Consider the following 15,701-nt stretch of genomic DNA (forward strand, 5'->3'; position numbering starts at 1 on the left):
TGGGACTTCCTCCGGGGACGGACGACGCCGGTGCGGCGCCTCAGTTCTTGCGGGCCCTCGCGGCCGAGCGGCCACGGACGGTCTGGTCGAGCTCGACCTTGCGGATCCGCACGGCGTCAGGCGTGACCTCGACGCACTCGTCCTCGCGGCAGAACTCGAGGGACTGCTCGAGGCTGAGCTTGCGCGGGGGGACGACCTTCTCGAAGTTGTCGGCCGAGGAGGCGCGCACGTTGGTGAGCTTCTTCTCCTTGGTGATGTTGACGTCCATGTCGTCGGCGCGGGAGTTCTCGCCGACGATCATGCCTTCGTAGACCTCGGTGGCCGGCTCGACGAAGAGCGTGCCGCGCTCCTGCAGGTTGACCATCGCGTAGGACGTGACCGGCCCGGAGCGGTCGGCGACCAGGGAGCCCGACGTGCGGGTCGTGATGGCGCCGAACCACGGCTCGTAGTCCTCGAACACGTGGTGCGCGATGCCGGCGCCGCGGGTCTCGGTGAGGAACTCGGTGCGGAAGCCGATGAGTCCGCGCGACGGCACGAGGAACTCCATGCGGACCCAGCCGGTGCCGTGGTTGGTCATCTGCTCCATGCGGCCCTTGCGCGCGGCGAGGAGCTGCGTGATGGCGCCGAGGTACTCGTCCGGGGTGTCGATCGTCAGGCGCTCGACGGGCTCGTGGAGCTTGCCGTCGACCTGCCGGGTCACCACCTGCGGCTTGCCGACGGTGAGCTCGTAGCCCTCGCGGCGCATCTGCTCGACGAGGATCGCGAGCGCGAGCTCGCCTCGACCCTGGACCTCCCAGGCGTCAGGGCGCTCGGTGGGGAGGATGCGCAGCGACACGTTGCCGATGAGCTCCTTGTCGAGGCGGTCCTTGACCATGCGCGCCGTGACCTTGGTGCCCTTGGTGGCGCCGCGGCCGACGAGCGGGCTCGTGTTCGTCCCGATGGTCATGGAGATCGCCGGCTCGTCGACCGTGATGACGGGGAGCGGAATCGGGTTCTCGGCGTCGGCGATCGTGTCACCGATCATGATCTCGGGGATGCCGGCGATCGCGATGATGTCACCCGGGCGGGCCGACTGGCCCTCCTCGAGCGGCTTGCGCTCCAGGGCCTCGGTCATGAGGAGCTCGGTGATCTTGACCTTTTCGATCGAGCCGTCGTGCTTGCACCAGGCGACCTGCTGGCCCTTCTTGATCTCACCGTTGTGAACCCGCAGGAGGGCGAGACGACCGAGGAAGTTCGACGCGTCGAGGTTGGTCACGTGCGCCTGGAGGGGCGCCTCCGTGTCATAGGTCGGCGCCGGGATCGTCGAGATGATCGTCTGGAAAAGCGCCGTGAGGTCGTCCTCGGCAGGCAGTCCGCCGTCGTCGGGACGCTCGGTCGACGCCCGGCCGGCCTTGGCGGAGGCGTAGACGATCGGGAACTCGATCTGCTCCTCGGAGGCGTCGAGGTCGATGAAGAGCTCGTAGACCTCGTCGACGACCTCCTGGATGCGGGAGTCGGGGCGGTCGACCTTGTTGATGCAGAGAATGACCGGCATGTTGGCCGCCAGGGCCTTGCGCAGCACGAAGCGGGTCTGCGGCAGAGGGCCCTCGGAGGCGTCCACGAGGAGCACGACGCCGTCCACCATGGACAGACCGCGCTCGACCTCGCCGCCGAAGTCGGCGTGGCCAGGGGTGTCGATGATGTTGATCGTGAGGCCGTCGGTGAGGCCGGCCTCGACCGCGGCCTTGCCGGCGTAGTGGACCGCCGTGTTCTTCGCGAGGATCGTGATGCCCTTCTCGCGCTCGAGGTCACCGGAGTCCATGACACGCTCGCCAGTGGACTCGACAGTGGCTCGTTCTTCGAAGGCGCCGGCCTCCCAGAGCATCTTGTCGACCAGAGTGGTCTTTCCGTGGTCGACGTGCGCGACGATGGCGACGTTACGGATGTCGTCGCGAGTAGTGATGGGCATGATGCCCAGTCTCTCAGGGAAAACGTCAGGGACGAAAACGCGTGGCGACGGCGTCGACGATCGGGAGGTCCGCTGGGAGCCACTCCACGGCATACAGGTCGTCGCGTGTGAGCCAACGCACGGCGTCGTGGTCCTCGATCGGTGCCGGAACGCCCTCCGTCACCACCGCGAGCCACACGGACATCGCGTATGCCGTCCCGAGCGGCCAGCGACCACGTTCCAGCGGGCCTTCGAGCAGCTCTCCGATCTCGACCTCGACGCCGAGCTCCTCACGGATCTCGCGGTGCAGTGCCTGGACGTCGGTCTCGCCGGGGTCGACCTTGCCTCCCGCGAACTCCCACCCTCCGGCCAGGGCGGACGGCTCGGTGCGGCGAGCGGCGAGCAGCACGGTCGGGGACTCGAGGTCGTCAACGATCGCTGCGGCCACGACCTCGATGGGGTCGTTCTGCTCCGCGGGCACTGGGAACTCCTTGCCGATTCTGGGTCTCACTCCGATAAACAAATTCATTGTGCGGTTGTCGGACCAGTGAATGTCGCTAGGGTCAACCCCTGTCCGCGCAGTGAGGCACGCCACACACCCTGCCGTGTTGCCCGGTCGTTCCACCCTCCGGGGGTCACCGTGGCCTTCGAGGTTCGCACTTCCAAGCGAGGTTTTCGATGACGTTCAAGCGCAAGGCGACGCCGCTCGCCGTGCTCACGGTTGCCGCGCTGGCCCTCACGGCCTGCGCGCAGTCCGATCGTGACGACTCCGGGTCAGACACTGGCTCGGCCGCCGGCACGTCCACCTTCACCTTCGGCGCCGCCGGCGCTCCCAAGGTGATGGACCCCTTCTACGCCACCGACGGTGAGACGTTCCGCGTCACGCGTCAGATGTTCGAGGGCCTTGTCGGCATCAAGGCCGGCACCGCCGAGATCGAGCCTGAGCTCGCCGAGTCGTGGGAGCCCGACGCCTCCGGCACCAACTGGACGTTCAACCTCAAGACCGGGGTGAAGTTCCACGACGGCGAGCCGTTCAACGCCGAGGCCGTCTGCAAGAACTTCGAGCGCATGTTCGACCAGAACAAGGACGGCCAGGTCGCCGCCGAGTACTGGGCGGGCACGTTCGGCGCGTTCAAGGACAAGGCCGCGACGTCGCTCTACAAGGGCTGCGAGGCCAAGGACGAGAAGACCGTGGTCCTCTCGGTGAACCGTCCGACCTCGGGCTTCCCGACGTTCCTCTCGCTCGACGCGCTGTCGATGCAGTCGCCGAAGGCCATGGAGACCGGCAAGGCCAACGAGGTCAAGGCTCAGGGTGAGGGCTTCATCTACCCCGAGTATTCCAAGGCTGGCGTCGGCACGGGCCCCTACAAGCTCGAGAAGTACGACGAGGCCAACAAGACGGTCACGCTCGTCCGCAACGACGACTACTGGGGCGAGAAGGCCAAGAACGCCAAGGTCGTCTTCAAGATCGTCCCCGACGAGACCACCCGCCGCCAGGAGCTCGAGGCCAAGAGCATCAACGGCTACGACCTCCCGAACCCGGCCGACTGGAAGGGCCTCGAGAGCGCGGGCAACAAGGTCGAGATCCGACCGGCGTTCAACGTGTTCTACCTGGGCCTCAACCCCATCAAGAACCCGAAGCTCGCCGACGTCAAGATCCGCAAGGCCATCTACCAGGCCCTCAACCGCGAGGAGCTCGTCAAGACCCAGCTCCCCGAGGGCGCCAAGGTCGCGACGCAGATGATGCCCGACACCGTGAGCGGCTACAACAAGTCGCTCGAGGCCGTGAAGTACGACCCCGCAGCGGCCAAGGCGGCCATCGCGGCAGCCGGTGGGCTGACGCTCGAGTTCGCGTACCCGTCCGAGGTCACGCGTCCGTACATGCCGAACCCGCAGAAGCTGCACCAGGCGATGGCGGCTGACCTCGAGGCCGCTGGCATCACGGTCAAGGTCACGACGAAGCCGTGGAACGGTGGCTACCTCGACGGAGTCGACGCCAACGCGTTCGACGCCTTCCTCCTTGGTTGGACCGGCGACTACGACTCGGCGCACAACTTCATCGGCACCTTCTTCGGCAGCCTTGACGCCAACAACTTCGGTCTCACGAAGCACTCGTTCGGTGCCACCCTCGCGGGTGACCTGGCGAAGGCGGACGCGATCGTCGACGAGGCGCAGCGCACGGCGGCCTACGAGAAGATCAACCAGCAGATCCAGGAGGAGTACCTCCCGGCTCTCGCGATCAGCCACTCCCCGCCGGCGCTCGTCGTCGGTGAGGGCGTCGAGGGTGTCGTTGCCTCGCCGCTCACCGCGGAGGAGTTCAGTGGCGTGACCGTCGGCGGCAAGTGACCCCACTGGTTCACAACCGTTGACGCAGGTGGCCGTCCCGGCGAAGGATCGCCGGGGCGGCCACCGCCATGATCGAAGGAGGTTCGCGTGCTGAGGTTCATCGTCAGGCGCTTGGTACAGATGGTCGGCGTGATGGTCGTCCTGTCGTTGTTGTTGTTCCTGTGGCTGCGTGCCCTCCCCGGCGGGACCGTCTCGGCGATCCTGGGTGAGCGGGCGACTCCCGCATCGCGGGCCGCCATGGAGGAGGCCTTCGGCCTGGACCAGCCGGTCCACATCCAGTACTTCAAGTTCGTCGGTCGCGTCCTCCAGGGCGACTTCGGCCCGTCCACGAGCGTGCTCCCCGGCACGGATGCGCTGGACATCTTCCTCCAGCGCTTCCCCGCGACGATCGAGCTCAGCTTCTTTGCCATGGTCATCGCCATCGCCCTCGGCATCCCGCTCGGCTACTTCGCGGCACGCCGCCGGGCCACGTTCTTCGACAACGCGTCGGTGATCGTCTCGCTCGTGGGCGTTGCCGTTCCCGTCTTCTTCCTCGGGTTCCTCCTCAAGTACATCTTCGCGATCAAGCTCGGATGGCTCCCCGTCTCGGGGCGTCAGGACGGACAGCTCGAAGCGACTCGCGTCACCGGGTTCTTCGTCCTCGACGGGCTTCTCACGCGGGAGTTCGACGCCTCCTGGGACGCGCTCAAGCACCTCGTCCTCCCCTCGATCACGCTCGCGAGCGTCCCGTTTGCGGTGATCTTCCGGATCACCCGTGCAGCGGTTCTCGAGGTGCTCGACGAGGACTACATCCGCACCGCGGAGTCCAAGGGGCTCACCGCCAAGGTCATCCGCGGACGCCACATCCTGCGCAACGCCATGCTGCCCGTCACGACGACGATCGGTCTCCAGCTCGGGGCCCTGCTCGCCGGAGCCGTCCTCACCGAGCGAGTCTTCTCGTGGGGTGGTCTGGGCGAGGCGTTGGCGCTGTCGTTCGAGCGTCGCGACTACCCCGTGCTCCAAGTGGTCATCCTCGCCGCCGCAATGATCTATGTCATCGTCAACCTGCTGGTCGACATCATGTACGCCGTGATCGACCCCCGAGTCCGGACGAGGTGAGCGCGATGACCCCCTCCCCCATGGATCCGCGGCCGAGCTCCAAGAAGGACCGCATCGACGCGCTCGCGAGCACTGCCGGTACCGGCACCGCCGTGGCGGACGTCCACGTCAGTGCTGCCGGCAAGGTCAAGGACACCGGTGGCGTCTCGCTCATCGCGAGCGCCTGGGCCCGGCTGCGCCGCGACCCGGTGTTCCTCCTCGGTGCCGTCATCACGATCCTGTTCGTCGTCCTCGCCCTCCTGTCGCCGTGGATCGCCCCGAACGACCCCACCAAGCGGATGCCCGAACTGCTCAAGGACCTCACCCCCGGCAACATCCCGGGCGCGGCCCCGGGCTTCCCGCTCGGGTCCGACGAGTTCGGACGCGACCTCCTGTCACGACTGATCGGCGGCGCGCGCCAGACGCTCATCGTCGGTGTCTTCGCCACCCTCTTCGGCCTCGCCGGGGGGATCACCCTCGGCACCCTGGCCGGCGCCTTCGGCGGCTGGATCGACTCGCTCGTGATGCGCATCGTCGACGTCATGCTCTCGATCCCCTCGCTGCTGCTCGCCGTGTCGATCGCGGCGCTGGCACCGGAGCCGTCCCAATGGACCGTCATCATCGCCATCGCCACCGTGCAGGTGCCGATCTTCGCCCGACTCCTGCGTGGGTCGATGCTGGCCCAGCGGGCGAGCGACCACGTTCTCGCGGCGCGTGCCCTCGGCGTGACGCAGGGCGCGATCGTCTTCCGTCACATGCTGCCGAACTCGCTCGGCCCGGTCATCGTCCAGTCCACGCTCGTCCTCGCGACCTCGATCCTCGACGCAGCCGCCCTGTCGTTCCTCGGCCTCGGCAACCCGGATGACCGGCAGCCCGAGTGGGGCGCCATGCTCGGTACCGCCACGCGCTACATCCAGGACTATCCCCACCTCGCGTTCTATCCGGCGGCGTGCATCATCGTCGTCGCCCTCGGGTTCACCCTCATGGGTGAGTCCCTGCGCGAGGCCCTCGACCCCAAGAGCCGGAGGTGACCCGCTCATGACCACCACCACTCCCAGGGACACGAACCCCATGGATGCGACCCCCACGGACACGAGCAACGTCGCGGACCGCGACAAGGCGAGGCGCTGGCAACAGGGCGGCAGCGAGCCGCTCCTCAAGGTCCGCGACCTGCGCGTCACGTTCCAGCGACAGGGCCAGGAGCCCTTCGAGGCCGTGCAGGGCGTGTCCTTCGACGTCCACCCCGGCCAGACCGTCGGGCTCGTCGGGGAGTCCGGGTGCGGCAAGTCGGTGACCTCGCTCGCGATCATGGGCCTGCTCCCTGCGCGCGGCAACAAGGTCACCGGCACGGTCGACTACGAGGGCACGAACCTGCTCGACCTGTCCGACCAGCAGATGCGCGACAAGCGGGGCAAGGACATCGCGATGGTCTTCCAGGACCCGCTGTCCTCGCTCAACCCGGTCATCCCCATCGGCCTCCAGGTCACCGAGGTCCTCGAGCGGCACCGCGGCATGTCCCGCAAGGCCGCCACCCCCGTGGCCCGCGACCTGCTCGACCGGGTCGGGATCCCCGACCCGGACCGTCGGCTCAAGGACTACCCGCACCAGCTGTCCGGTGGCATGCGCCAGCGCGCTCTGATCGCGATCGCCCTCGCCTGCCAGCCACGACTCCTCATCGCCGACGAGCCGACGACTGCTCTCGACGTGACGATCCAGGCGCAGATCCTCGCGCTGCTCAAGGAACTCGTCGAGGACACAGGCACGGCGCTCGTCATGATCACGCACGACCTCGGCGTCGTCGCCGGGCTCTGCGACGAGGTCAATGTCCTCTACGGCGGTCGGATCGTCGAGCGTGGCGAACGGCACGACCTCTTCGCGCAGCCGCGTCACCCCTACACGCACGGCCTGCTCGCGTCGATCCCCCGCCTCGATGCTCCCAGGGGTCAGCGGCTCAACCCGATCCCCGGCTCGGTGTCCGACAATCTGCCCTGGACCAGCGCGTGCGCCTTCGCACCGCGCTGCTCGCAGCCGATCGAGGTCTGCACCCAGAAGATGCCCGAACTCGTCGAGCAGCACCAGCGAGCCCTGCGCTGCTTCAACCCCGTGGAGGCCAACCGATGACCGACAACACTGACGTCCTCGTCGACGCTCAGGGCGTCAAGGTCCACTTTCCGATCCGACGGGGCGTGATCTTCGACAAGACGATCGGGCATGTCTACGCCGTCGACGGCGTGGACCTGCAGATCCGGCGCGGCGAGACCTACGGCCTCGTGGGTGAATCCGGGTGCGGCAAGTCGACGCTCGGACGCGCCATCCTCAACCTCGAGCCCCCGACCGAGGGTTCGGTGACCTTCGACGGGGTGGACATCGCCGCGCTCAAGGGCGAGGCGCTGCGCAAGAAGCGCCAGGACATCCAGATGGTCTTCCAGGACCCGCTGTCGAGCCTCGACCCGCGCCAGTCGGTGGAGTCACTGCTCTTCGAGGGCATGAAGGCTCACGGTCTGGCCAAGAACGCCAAGGAAGCACGGCCGCGCCTCGTGGAACTGCTCAACGCGGTGGGCCTCCCCGAGGCGGCACTCCTGAAATACCCGCACGAGTTCTCCGGCGGCCAGCGGCAGCGCATCGGCATCGCCCGAGCCCTCTCGGTCAACCCCAAGCTCATCGTCGCCGACGAGCCCGTCTCCGCCCTGGACGTGTCGGTGCAGGCGCAGGTGGTCAACCTCCTCGAGGACCTCCAGGAGGAGTTCGGCCTGACCTACCTCGTCGTCGCCCACGACCTCGCCGTGGTCCGGCACATCAGTGATCGGATCGGTGTGATGTACCTCGGGGCGATCGCCGAGGAGGCAGCCGCCGACGACCTCTACGCCACTCCTCTCCACCCCTACACGCGGGCACTCATGTCCGCTGTCCCGGTGCCGGACCCCGTCGTCGAGGACCGGCGCGAGCAGATCCTGCTCACCGGAGACCTGCCCTCACCGTCGCGGCCTCCCGCGGGGTGCCGCTTCCACACCCGGTGCCCGTGGCGTCAGGAGACGAAGTGCGACACCGAGCGCCCGGTGCTGCGGATCCCCGAGATCCCGGGTGTTGGGGAGGGCCACCGAGTGGCATGCCACTGGACCGAACAGATCCAGTCCGGCGAGATCCAGCCGCACGAGGTGGCGCCGACGATCACCGACGCCTCGGACCTCGGCGCGGTCGACGAATCACTCATGGGTCCGGCCTCGATCTCCGAGGCTCTCTGACCCCGTATGCCGGGTGCGCACCCGTCCAGTAGGCACGCCTTGCTGGACGGGTCGCCGCCGCATTGGGAGGCTGGGGGCATGAGCCGACAGTTGACTGATGAGGAGATCGAGCGCCAGCTCGCCGAACTGACGTTGTGGACGCGCGAAGGTGACGCCATCGTCGCGGACATCGAGGCACCGGACTTCCCCTCGGCGATCCGCATCGTCGCCGAGGCGGCCGAGGTCGCCGAGGAGATGAACCACCATCCCGACATCGACATCCGCTGGCGCAAGACGCACTGGCTGCTGACGACGCACGATGCAGGCGGCCTCACCCAGCTCGACATCGAGCAGGCACACCGGATCACCGAGATCGCGAAACGCCACGGGGTCGTCGTCGATGGCTGAGGCCGCAGACCCCGCTGACCTCCTGGATCAGCACGACGAGCCACACACCGGCGGCTTCTACGAGCGGCTGAACTGGCTTCGAGCAGCGGTTCTGGGTGCCAACGACGGCATCATCTCGACGGCAGGAATCGTCATCGGTGTAGCAGCCGCGACGACCAGTCGCGCGAACATCGCGACCGCCGGATTCGCCGGACTGGCAGCCGGAGCGATGAGCATGGCCGTCGGTGAGTACGTATCCGTCAGCACCCAACGGGATGCCGAGGTAGCCCTGCTCGCGAAGGAAAAGCAGGAACTGGAGGAGGATCCCGTCGCCGAGCTCGAGGAACTCACTCAGCTCCTGGCCGACAAGGGCATCTCGGACGACCTCGCCCGGCAAGTGGCCGTCGAGCTCACTGAGAACGACCCCCTCACAGCCCATGCCGAGGTGGAGCTCGGCATCGACCCCGAGGCCCTGACGAAGCCGTGGCACGCGGCGTGGGCGTCGTTCTTCGCCTTCACGGCCGGAGCGATCCTGCCGCTCGTGGCAATCCTCCTCGTGGGAGTCACCGCCCGAGTCCCCGTGACCGTGGCCGCCGTCGTCCTCGCACTCATCGCCACCGGATGGATCAGCGCTCGCCTCGGCTCGGCTGAGATCTGGCCTGCGGTCCGTCGCAACGTCGTGGGTGGCCTGCTGGCGATGACGGTCACCTATGCGATCGGTTCCCTCGTCGGAACCCAGGTGTGATGCCGCGCTACCTCGTCATCCAGCACGAACCCGCAGCACCCGGCGGCTGGCTCGTCGAGCGCTGGTCCGAGCTCGGCAGCGCTGTCGAGACGATCCGCGGCGATCTCGGCGAGCCGATCCCGGCGCGTCTCACGCATGACGCCCTCGTGGTCCTCGGAGGGGCGATGAATGCCAACGAGGACGACCGCTACGCATGGCTCGCACCCACGAAGTCTCTGTTGCGCGCGGCGGTGGCGGACGGCATACCGACGCTTGGAGTCTGTCTCGGCCACCAGCTCCTCGCCGTCGCCCTCGGTGGCGAAGTCATCCGCAACCCGCACGGGCGCACGAGCGGACTGATTCCGTTGTCCCTCAACGCTGCTGGCGAGGCCGACCCATTGCTGAGCGGACTCTCAGGTCGCGAGGTCGTGCAATACAACGGCGACATCGTGAGTCGTCTGCCGGAGGGCGCCGAGTCGCTCGCGACCGCTCCAGACAGCTCTGTCCAGGCCGCCCGCTTCGGCCCCCGGGCGTGGGGCGTCCAGTTCCACCCGGAGACGACGCCCGAGATCTTCAAGGAATGGATGGCCAACTTCTCACCCGAGCCTCACGAGGCCGCCGACTCCCCCGCCCGCTGGCTCGCCGAGATGGAGTCCCGTCGCGACGTGGTCCGCTCCACCGGGTATGCCGTCGCCGACGCCTTCGCCCGCGCCTGACCCTCCCCAGCGGGTCGCCCGCGGGTGACCGTCGCCGCCCTCGCGTTGCACGGGACGCGCTAGCGATCCTCCAGCCTTCGCGCGCCCGTTCCGTCGTCGACGCGCCTCCCCGGTTTGGCGCGCTACGGCTTCGGACCGACGCACGTCCCGCACAACGCCACGTGCGCTCCTGCTTCCGTCAGTCGCCGGCGGTGGCGCGGAACAGGACTTCGGCGAGTTCGGACTTGGTCGCTTCCTCCAGGGAGAGCGGCGTGCCATCGGGTCCGGAGAGCGGGAGCCGCCAGTTCGGGTACTCGTCGTCGGTGCCCGGCTGGTTGATCGCGCGGCGATCGCCGACGACGTCGGACAGCGAGATCGCGCGCAGCACGCTGGGGGTGTGGCCCAACCACCGGTGCATCGCCTCGATGACCGAGGGGATGCCCGCGCCGGGCTCGAGCCAGCCGCGGCCGACGAGGGCGTCACGGACCTTGGCGATCGACTGCTCCTCGTGGGCGCGTTCCTCCTCGACCGGGCGGGTGAGCAGGTCGAGGCGTTCGCGGATGGCGACGTGCTCGAGCGAGAGGAAGCCCGCGGTCGGCGGCAGGTCGTGCGTCGTCACCGATGACAGGCAGAGTTCGCGATAGTTCTCGGGGGGCGTGGGTGCGTCGTCGGTGTTCTCGAACCACATGATGCTCGTGCCGAGGATGCCGCGCTCGAGGAGGTACTCACGAGCGATCTCGGGGACGACACCGAGGTCCTCGCCGATGACGACGGCGCCGGCGCGGTGGGCCTCGAGGCACAGGATGCCGATGAGCGCTTCGTGGTCATAGCGGACGTAGGTGCCGTCGGCGGGCGTGAGCCCCACCGGGATCCACCACAGGCGGAAGAGTCCGATGACGTGGTCGACGCGGATGCCTCCCGAGTCGCGCAGCACCGTGCGCACCATGTCGCGGAAGGGCTCGTAGCCACGCTCGGCCAGCCGCTCGGGGTGCCACGGCGGTTGCGACCAGTTCTGTCCGAGTTGGTTGAACTGGTCCGGCGGCGCGCCCACGGTGACGCCCTTGGTCAGCGCCTCGGCGAGACCCCACGAGTCGGCCCCTTCCGGATGCACGCCTACAGCAAGGTCGTGCACGATGCCGAGCGACATGCCTGCCGCCTTGGTCTCGCGTTGGAGTTCGCCCAACTGCCCTTCGAGCAGCCACTGCAGCCACATGTGGAAGTGCACCCGATCAGCCTGGGTCCGGGTGAACTCGGCGACGGCCGGGCTGGCGGGGTCGTGGTACTCGGCCGGCCACTGCGTCCAGGTCGACCCGTGGCGTTCGGCCAGCGCGCACCAGGTGGCGAAGGTCGCCAACCCCTCCCCCTCCCGCTGCCGGAAGCGGTCGAACTCTCGAGCGCGGTGGCCGTCGAGTCCGACGTCGTGGATGAGGTCGAGTGCTGCCTTCTTGGCGGTCCACGCCGCATCGCGATCGATGGTGTCGGCGCTGTTGAGGCGACGGGCGCCGGCCGCCAACTCGTCGAACTGGGCACGGGCAGCGACGCCCAGCCGGACGAGTTCGGGGATCCCCTCGAGCCGCAGGTAGATCGGGTTGATGAAGCGCCGCGTCGTGGGGAGGTAGGGCGACTCCTCCATGGGGGCCACCGGTTCGGCGGCGTGCACGGGGTTGATGAGGACGAACTCTGCTCCCAGGTCGGCAGCGGCCCACGACGCGAGGTCCCACAGGTCACCCAGGTCGCCGACGCCCCACGAGGTGACCGAGCGCACCTGGTAGAGCTGCGTCATCAGCCCCGTGGCCCCTCCGTGCCGGAGCACCTCGGGGAGTTCCACGCGTGCCGGGGTCACGACGAGCGTCGACACGTCAGTGCCGGGGGTCACGGCCGGCTGATCGAGGTGGGCGACGATCCGGTGCCAGCCCAGGGGGAGGTCGCCGGGCAGCTCGAACGTGGCTTCACCGATCTGGACCCCGTCGATGTTCCTCGGTTGAACCCACCGATCGACCTGCGGCACCTCGCGCGTGCCTCCGCCCTCGAGCTCGACGGTGAGGCTGATGCCTCCCCCGTCGGGCACGTGCGCATGGATCCACGGAGTCCAGCCCTCACGGCATACGACGGTTGCGGGCAAGGTGCGCCGCCACGGACGGTTCTCCGCCTCGGCGAGCGCGGCAGCGACGGACTCCTCCGTGCCCGCGTCGACGCCCAGCGCGCCGAGGACGGTGCGCAGGGTGGCGTCGGAGATCAGGGTGTGGGTGCCCTTCCAGTCGTGGAAGTCGGTCGCCACGCCATGAGCGTGGGCGAGGGCGACAAGGGCGTCGGACGGCGCGGCCGGGGACATGGCTCCATCCTGCACGTCGTCGCCCCCGAAGTGCGGACAGGGCGCCGCCGCTGACGCGACGACGCCCTGTCCGTGGGGCAGGTGGGTCTCAGGGGCTGGCCGTGGTCTCGTGAGGTCCCACGTCGAGCTTCTCGACGCGCGGGTCACCGGCGTCGGCGAAGTAGTCGCCCTTGATGGTCTCGTCGTGCCCGTTGCTGACCTTCATCGCGTTGAACACGAGGCTGAGGACCGCGGCAATGACGAGGTTGATGACGAACGCGGTCATGGCGATGTAGCCCATCTGCGCGATGCCGGGGATGCTCGCGAGCGAACCGCCGAAGTGGTTGCCCGTGGCCGGGTTGACGACGTTGTAGGCCGTCACCGTGCCGTAGACCATTCCGACCGCCCAGCCGACGAGCAGGGCCCAGCGGTGGAACCACCGCGTGTAGAGCCCGAACACGATCGCGGGGAATGTCTGGAGGATCCAGATGCCGCCGAGGAGCTGGAAGTTGATCGCGTTCTGCTTGTCGAGGGCCAGCACGAAGATGAGCGCGAACCCCTTGACGACGAGCGAGACCAGCTTGGAGACCTTGGCCTCCTCCTTGGGGGTGGCGTTCGGCTTGATCCACTCCTTGTAGATGTTGCGCGTGAACGTGTTGGCGGCCGCGATCGACATGATCGCCGCGGGCACCAGGGCACCGATGGCGATGGCCGCGAACGCCACGCCGGCGAACCAGCTCGGGAACATGTCCTCGAAGAGCTGCGGGATGACGAGCTGCGCGTTCGGTTCGCCGTCGAGGCCGATCGGCTGGGTCCCGGCCGCGATCGCGACCCAGCCCAGCAGGGCGAGGAGTCCGAGGACGAACGAGTACGCCGGGAGGATCGAGGCGTTGCGCCGGATCGTGTTGCGACTGTTCGACGACAGGCTGGCGGTGATCGAGTGCGGGTACATGAAGAGGGCGAGGGCCGAGCCCAGCGCCAACGTCGCATAGGCCCACATCTGCTCGCTGCCGGGGACGAACGCGCCAGGAACCTTGCCGGTCGTCGGGTTGGGCGTCGTCATCTTCTCCTCGGCCGCGCCGAAGATCGCGTCCCAGCCACCGACCTTGGACGGCAGGTAGATGACCGCGACGATGATGACGAGATAGATCAGCGTGTCCTTGACGAACGCGATGACCGCCGGCGCCCGCAGACCGCTGCTGTAGGTGTAGGCCGCGAGCAGCGCGAACGCGATGAAGAGCGGTGCGTCCTTGACCAGCCAGTTGCTGCCGCCACCCAGGCCCACGACCTCGAGGACGGCCTGGATGCCCACGAGCTGCAGGGCGATGTAGGGCATCGTCGCGAGGAAGCCCGTGACCGCGACGGCGAGCGACAGCGGTCGGCTGTCATAGCGCCCCCGCACGAAGTCAGCCGTCGTGACATAGCCGTGGCGGTGGCTCACCGACCACAGTCGCGACATGAAGATGAAGATGATTGGGTAGAGCACGATCGTGTAGGGCACGGCAAAGAAGCCGGCGACCGAGCCGAGAGCGAACATCGCCGCCGGGACGGCCACGAACGTGTATGCCGTGTAGAGGTCACCTCCCAGCAGGAACCAGGTGATCCACGTGCCGAACGAGCGCCCACCGAGGCCCCACTCGTCGAGGGACTCCATGTCCGTCGGGCGGCGCCAGCGCGTCGCCATGAAGCCCATGACCGTGACGAGGCCGAAGAGGGCGATGAGGATGATCAGGGCGGTCCAGTTGATGCCGCTCATCGCTGGTCTCCATCCGCGTCGAAGGGGTTGCCGTCGTGGAGGTCGGCGTCGGTGGTGTCACCGATCGTCGCGCCCTTCTCATGGCGGCCGCGGTGCCGGCGGGGACGACGCTGGGCGTCACCCATCGGGCGGTGCGGACGGGCCTTGAGCACGAGCCGGTAGGCCGTGTAGGTCATCGCCGAACAGAGGAAGACCCACAGGAACTGGTACCAGATGAAGAAGGGGAACCCCCAGAGCTTCGGCTCGACCCTCGCGTAGGAACTCACCCACATGAGCGCGACGATGGGGATGAGCAGCAGGACCCCGGCCACCGCGAGCATCCCCTTGTTGGCGGGTGGGACCGTGTCATGGTCCACGACCTCGTGTTCTTCCACGAGTGCACCTCTCTCGTATGCGAGCTGTCCGCGGCATTGCGCACAGCGAGTCGAGACCCTAGATGGCGATGCGGCTCACACCACACCAACTCGCCACGCGTCGACCAGCGGTAACTCCTTTGCGCCGAGCGGCAGAGGTGCGCCACCCTTGCCACCATGCGTGCACCCGAGGGCTTCGAATGGGCCGAGCGCAAGGACGGCAGCGTCGCCATCACTCACCACGGCACGGTGGCGAGCGTCCTGCGGGGTCGACGGGCGCAGGACTTCATCGAGGACGTCGAGGCCGTTGGCGACGGAGGGGACCAGGAACTGATGGCCCGGATCACCGGCAACTACAAGCACGGCAACGAGCGCACCGCGAAGAATCACCCGCGCAACCGGCGCTGACCGGCATACGGGAATTGTTCGGGAATCGCCTACCCGAGCTGGGCGCGCACCGCTCCCGGCGGGAAGGGGGCGTTGTGGACGTTGATGTAGAAGTCGCCGGGGCTCTGGATCAGTTCCTTGGCGAGGGCGCGAGTCACATCGGCGCAGCCGCTCGAGGTCCCCGACGTGGGCGGATCGAGCGGGATGACCACAGGACCCGCGAGGGTCGTCGGCGCTCGGTGCACGTGCGCCGCGGTCGCCGGGGCGATGTTCTGCACCGTCAGCGTGTAGCAGACCCTGCCCTGCCCCGGATTGATCCTGAACGACGCGGTGCCGGAACCGTCCGGGTCACCGGGGCCGGGCCGCTCAGCGGCGCCGGTCATCTCAACGGTGATGGGTCGACCACCGTCTGCGGCCAGGGCGTTCGGGAGAGCAATGAGTCCGGTGGCACCTGCGGCGGCGGCCGACAGGGCGACGATCCTGAGGCGACGGGACATGACTTCCTCCAAGGTGTGGG

At 68.1% G+C, this 15,701-nt stretch carries 15 protein-coding genes; 9 read left to right on the forward strand and 6 right to left on the reverse strand.

What is annotated here, in order from left to right:
- Window positions 1-40 precede the first annotated feature (40 nt).
- Both typA and N802_RS04895 read right to left on the reverse strand, forming a co-directional pair.
- Window positions 41-1,948 (reverse strand): translational GTPase TypA, encoded by a 1,908-nt coding sequence (typA, locus tag N802_RS04890; RefSeq protein ID WP_035913138.1) that lies wholly within the window; start codon window positions 1,946-1,948, stop codon window positions 41-43.
- A gap of 25 nt (window positions 1,949-1,973) precedes the next feature.
- A complete protein-coding gene (locus tag N802_RS04895; RefSeq protein ID WP_035913141.1) occupies window positions 1,974-2,408 on the reverse strand; it encodes a (deoxy)nucleoside triphosphate pyrophosphohydrolase in 435 nt (144 codons plus the stop codon).
- Window positions 2,409-2,605: 197 nt separating this feature from the next.
- On the opposite strand from N802_RS04895, the gene N802_RS04900 reads away from it, so the two are divergent.
- The 8 genes from N802_RS04900 to N802_RS04935 all read left to right on the forward strand — a co-directional run bounded on the left by N802_RS04900 (window position 2,606) and on the right by N802_RS04935 (window position 10,398).
- On the forward strand, window positions 2,606-4,273 hold the full coding sequence (locus N802_RS04900) for an ABC transporter substrate-binding protein (RefSeq protein ID WP_035913143.1): 1,668 nt from the start codon (window positions 2,606-2,608) through the stop codon (window positions 4,271-4,273).
- 87 nt (window positions 4,274-4,360) lie between these two features.
- Entirely contained in the window at window positions 4,361-5,371 is a 1,011-nt protein-coding gene (locus tag N802_RS04905) for an ABC transporter permease (RefSeq protein WP_035913144.1), read from the forward strand.
- 5 nt (window positions 5,372-5,376) lie between these two features.
- Window positions 5,377-6,381 carry an ABC transporter permease gene (locus N802_RS04910; RefSeq protein ID WP_052109449.1) on the forward strand — a complete coding sequence of 335 codons (1,005 nt, stop codon included), beginning with the start codon at window positions 5,377-5,379 and terminating at the stop codon, window positions 6,379-6,381.
- Between the two features lie 7 nt (window positions 6,382-6,388).
- Window positions 6,389-7,471, forward strand: a complete 1,083-nt coding sequence (locus N802_RS04915; RefSeq protein WP_245613838.1) for an ABC transporter ATP-binding protein — start codon at window positions 6,389-6,391, stop codon at window positions 7,469-7,471.
- A complete protein-coding gene (locus N802_RS04920) occupies window positions 7,468-8,592 on the forward strand; it encodes an ABC transporter ATP-binding protein (protein WP_035913148.1) in 1,125 nt (374 codons plus the stop codon). Before N802_RS04915 ends, N802_RS04920 begins: the two co-directional genes overlap by 4 nt.
- A gap of 78 nt (window positions 8,593-8,670) precedes the next feature.
- Complete coding sequence (locus N802_RS04925) at window positions 8,671-8,979, forward strand: 4a-hydroxytetrahydrobiopterin dehydratase (RefSeq protein WP_035913150.1); 309 nt, start codon at window positions 8,671-8,673, stop codon at window positions 8,977-8,979.
- Window positions 8,972-9,703: a VIT1/CCC1 transporter family protein gene (locus tag N802_RS04930; RefSeq protein ID WP_052109450.1), complete on the forward strand. Its 732-nt coding sequence runs from the start codon at window positions 8,972-8,974 to the stop codon at window positions 9,701-9,703. Before N802_RS04925 ends, N802_RS04930 begins: the two co-directional genes overlap by 8 nt.
- The gene (locus N802_RS04935) at window positions 9,703-10,398 is read left to right on the forward strand and encodes a type 1 glutamine amidotransferase (RefSeq protein ID WP_035913151.1); all 696 of its coding nucleotides are present in this window, start codon (window positions 9,703-9,705) and stop codon (window positions 10,396-10,398) included. Before N802_RS04930 ends, N802_RS04935 begins: the two co-directional genes overlap by 1 nt.
- 178 nt (window positions 10,399-10,576) lie before the next feature.
- On the opposite strand, the gene malQ is transcribed toward N802_RS04935, so the two are convergent.
- From malQ to N802_RS19855, 3 genes are all read right to left on the reverse strand, one after another.
- Window positions 10,577-12,709, reverse strand: coding sequence for a 4-alpha-glucanotransferase (gene malQ / locus N802_RS04940; protein ID WP_035913153.1), 2,133 nt, complete (start codon window positions 12,707-12,709; stop codon window positions 10,577-10,579).
- An 88-nt stretch (window positions 12,710-12,797) separates the two neighbouring features.
- Entirely contained in the window at window positions 12,798-14,444 is a 1,647-nt protein-coding gene (gene mctP, locus N802_RS04945; RefSeq protein ID WP_035913156.1) for a monocarboxylate uptake permease MctP, read from the reverse strand.
- Window positions 14,441-14,818 (reverse strand): DUF3311 domain-containing protein, encoded by a 378-nt coding sequence (locus tag N802_RS19855; RefSeq protein WP_211254343.1) that lies wholly within the window; start codon window positions 14,816-14,818, stop codon window positions 14,441-14,443. The genes mctP and N802_RS19855 overlap by 4 nt, the downstream gene beginning before the upstream one ends.
- A 156-nt stretch (window positions 14,819-14,974) precedes the next feature.
- Here N802_RS19855 and N802_RS04955 point away from each other — a divergent pair, with 156 nt between their 5' ends.
- Window positions 14,975-15,205, forward strand: coding sequence for a hypothetical protein (locus N802_RS04955; RefSeq protein WP_035913158.1), 231 nt, complete (start codon window positions 14,975-14,977; stop codon window positions 15,203-15,205).
- 29 nt (window positions 15,206-15,234) lie between these two features.
- Here N802_RS04955 and N802_RS04960 read toward each other — a convergent pair whose 3' ends face one another.
- On the reverse strand, window positions 15,235-15,681 hold the full coding sequence (locus N802_RS04960) for a CHRD domain-containing protein (RefSeq protein ID WP_035913803.1): 447 nt from the start codon (window positions 15,679-15,681) through the stop codon (window positions 15,235-15,237).
- Window positions 15,682-15,701: the final 20 nt, after the last annotated feature.

Origin of the sequence: Knoellia sinensis KCTC 19936, from assembly GCF_000768705.1 — a bacterium.
GTDB classification, from domain to species: domain Bacteria; phylum Actinomycetota; class Actinomycetes; order Actinomycetales; family Dermatophilaceae; genus Knoellia; species Knoellia sinensis.

What these genes read in the sequence shown, in the direction of transcription:
- N802_RS04925 (WP_035913150.1), top strand. Translation starts at nt 8,671, where the DNA reads ATGAGCCGACAGTTGACTGATGAGGAGATCGAGCGCCAGCTCGCCGAA.
- N802_RS04960 (WP_035913803.1), bottom strand. Translation starts at nt 15,681, where the DNA reads ATGTCCCGTCGCCTCAGGATCGTCGCCCTGTCGGCCGCCGCCGCAGGT.
- N802_RS04930 (WP_052109450.1), top strand. Translation starts at nt 8,972, where the DNA reads ATGGCTGAGGCCGCAGACCCCGCTGACCTCCTGGATCAGCACGACGAG.
- mctP (WP_035913156.1), bottom strand. Translation starts at nt 14,444, where the DNA reads ATGAGCGGCATCAACTGGACCGCCCTGATCATCCTCATCGCCCTCTTC.
- N802_RS04900 (WP_035913143.1), top strand. Translation starts at nt 2,606, where the DNA reads ATGACGTTCAAGCGCAAGGCGACGCCGCTCGCCGTGCTCACGGTTGCC.
- malQ (WP_035913153.1), bottom strand. Translation starts at nt 12,709, where the DNA reads ATGTCCCCGGCCGCGCCGTCCGACGCCCTTGTCGCCCTCGCCCACGCT.
- N802_RS04935 (WP_035913151.1), top strand. Translation starts at nt 9,703, where the DNA reads ATGCCGCGCTACCTCGTCATCCAGCACGAACCCGCAGCACCCGGCGGC.
- typA (WP_035913138.1), bottom strand. Translation starts at nt 1,948, where the DNA reads ATGCCCATCACTACTCGCGACGACATCCGTAACGTCGCCATCGTCGCG.
- N802_RS04955 (WP_035913158.1), top strand. Translation starts at nt 14,975, where the DNA reads ATGCGTGCACCCGAGGGCTTCGAATGGGCCGAGCGCAAGGACGGCAGC.
- N802_RS04915 (WP_245613838.1), top strand. Translation starts at nt 6,389, where the DNA reads ATGACCACCACCACTCCCAGGGACACGAACCCCATGGATGCGACCCCC.
- N802_RS04910 (WP_052109449.1), top strand. Translation starts at nt 5,377, where the DNA reads ATGACCCCCTCCCCCATGGATCCGCGGCCGAGCTCCAAGAAGGACCGC.
- N802_RS04920 (WP_035913148.1), top strand. Translation starts at nt 7,468, where the DNA reads ATGACCGACAACACTGACGTCCTCGTCGACGCTCAGGGCGTCAAGGTC.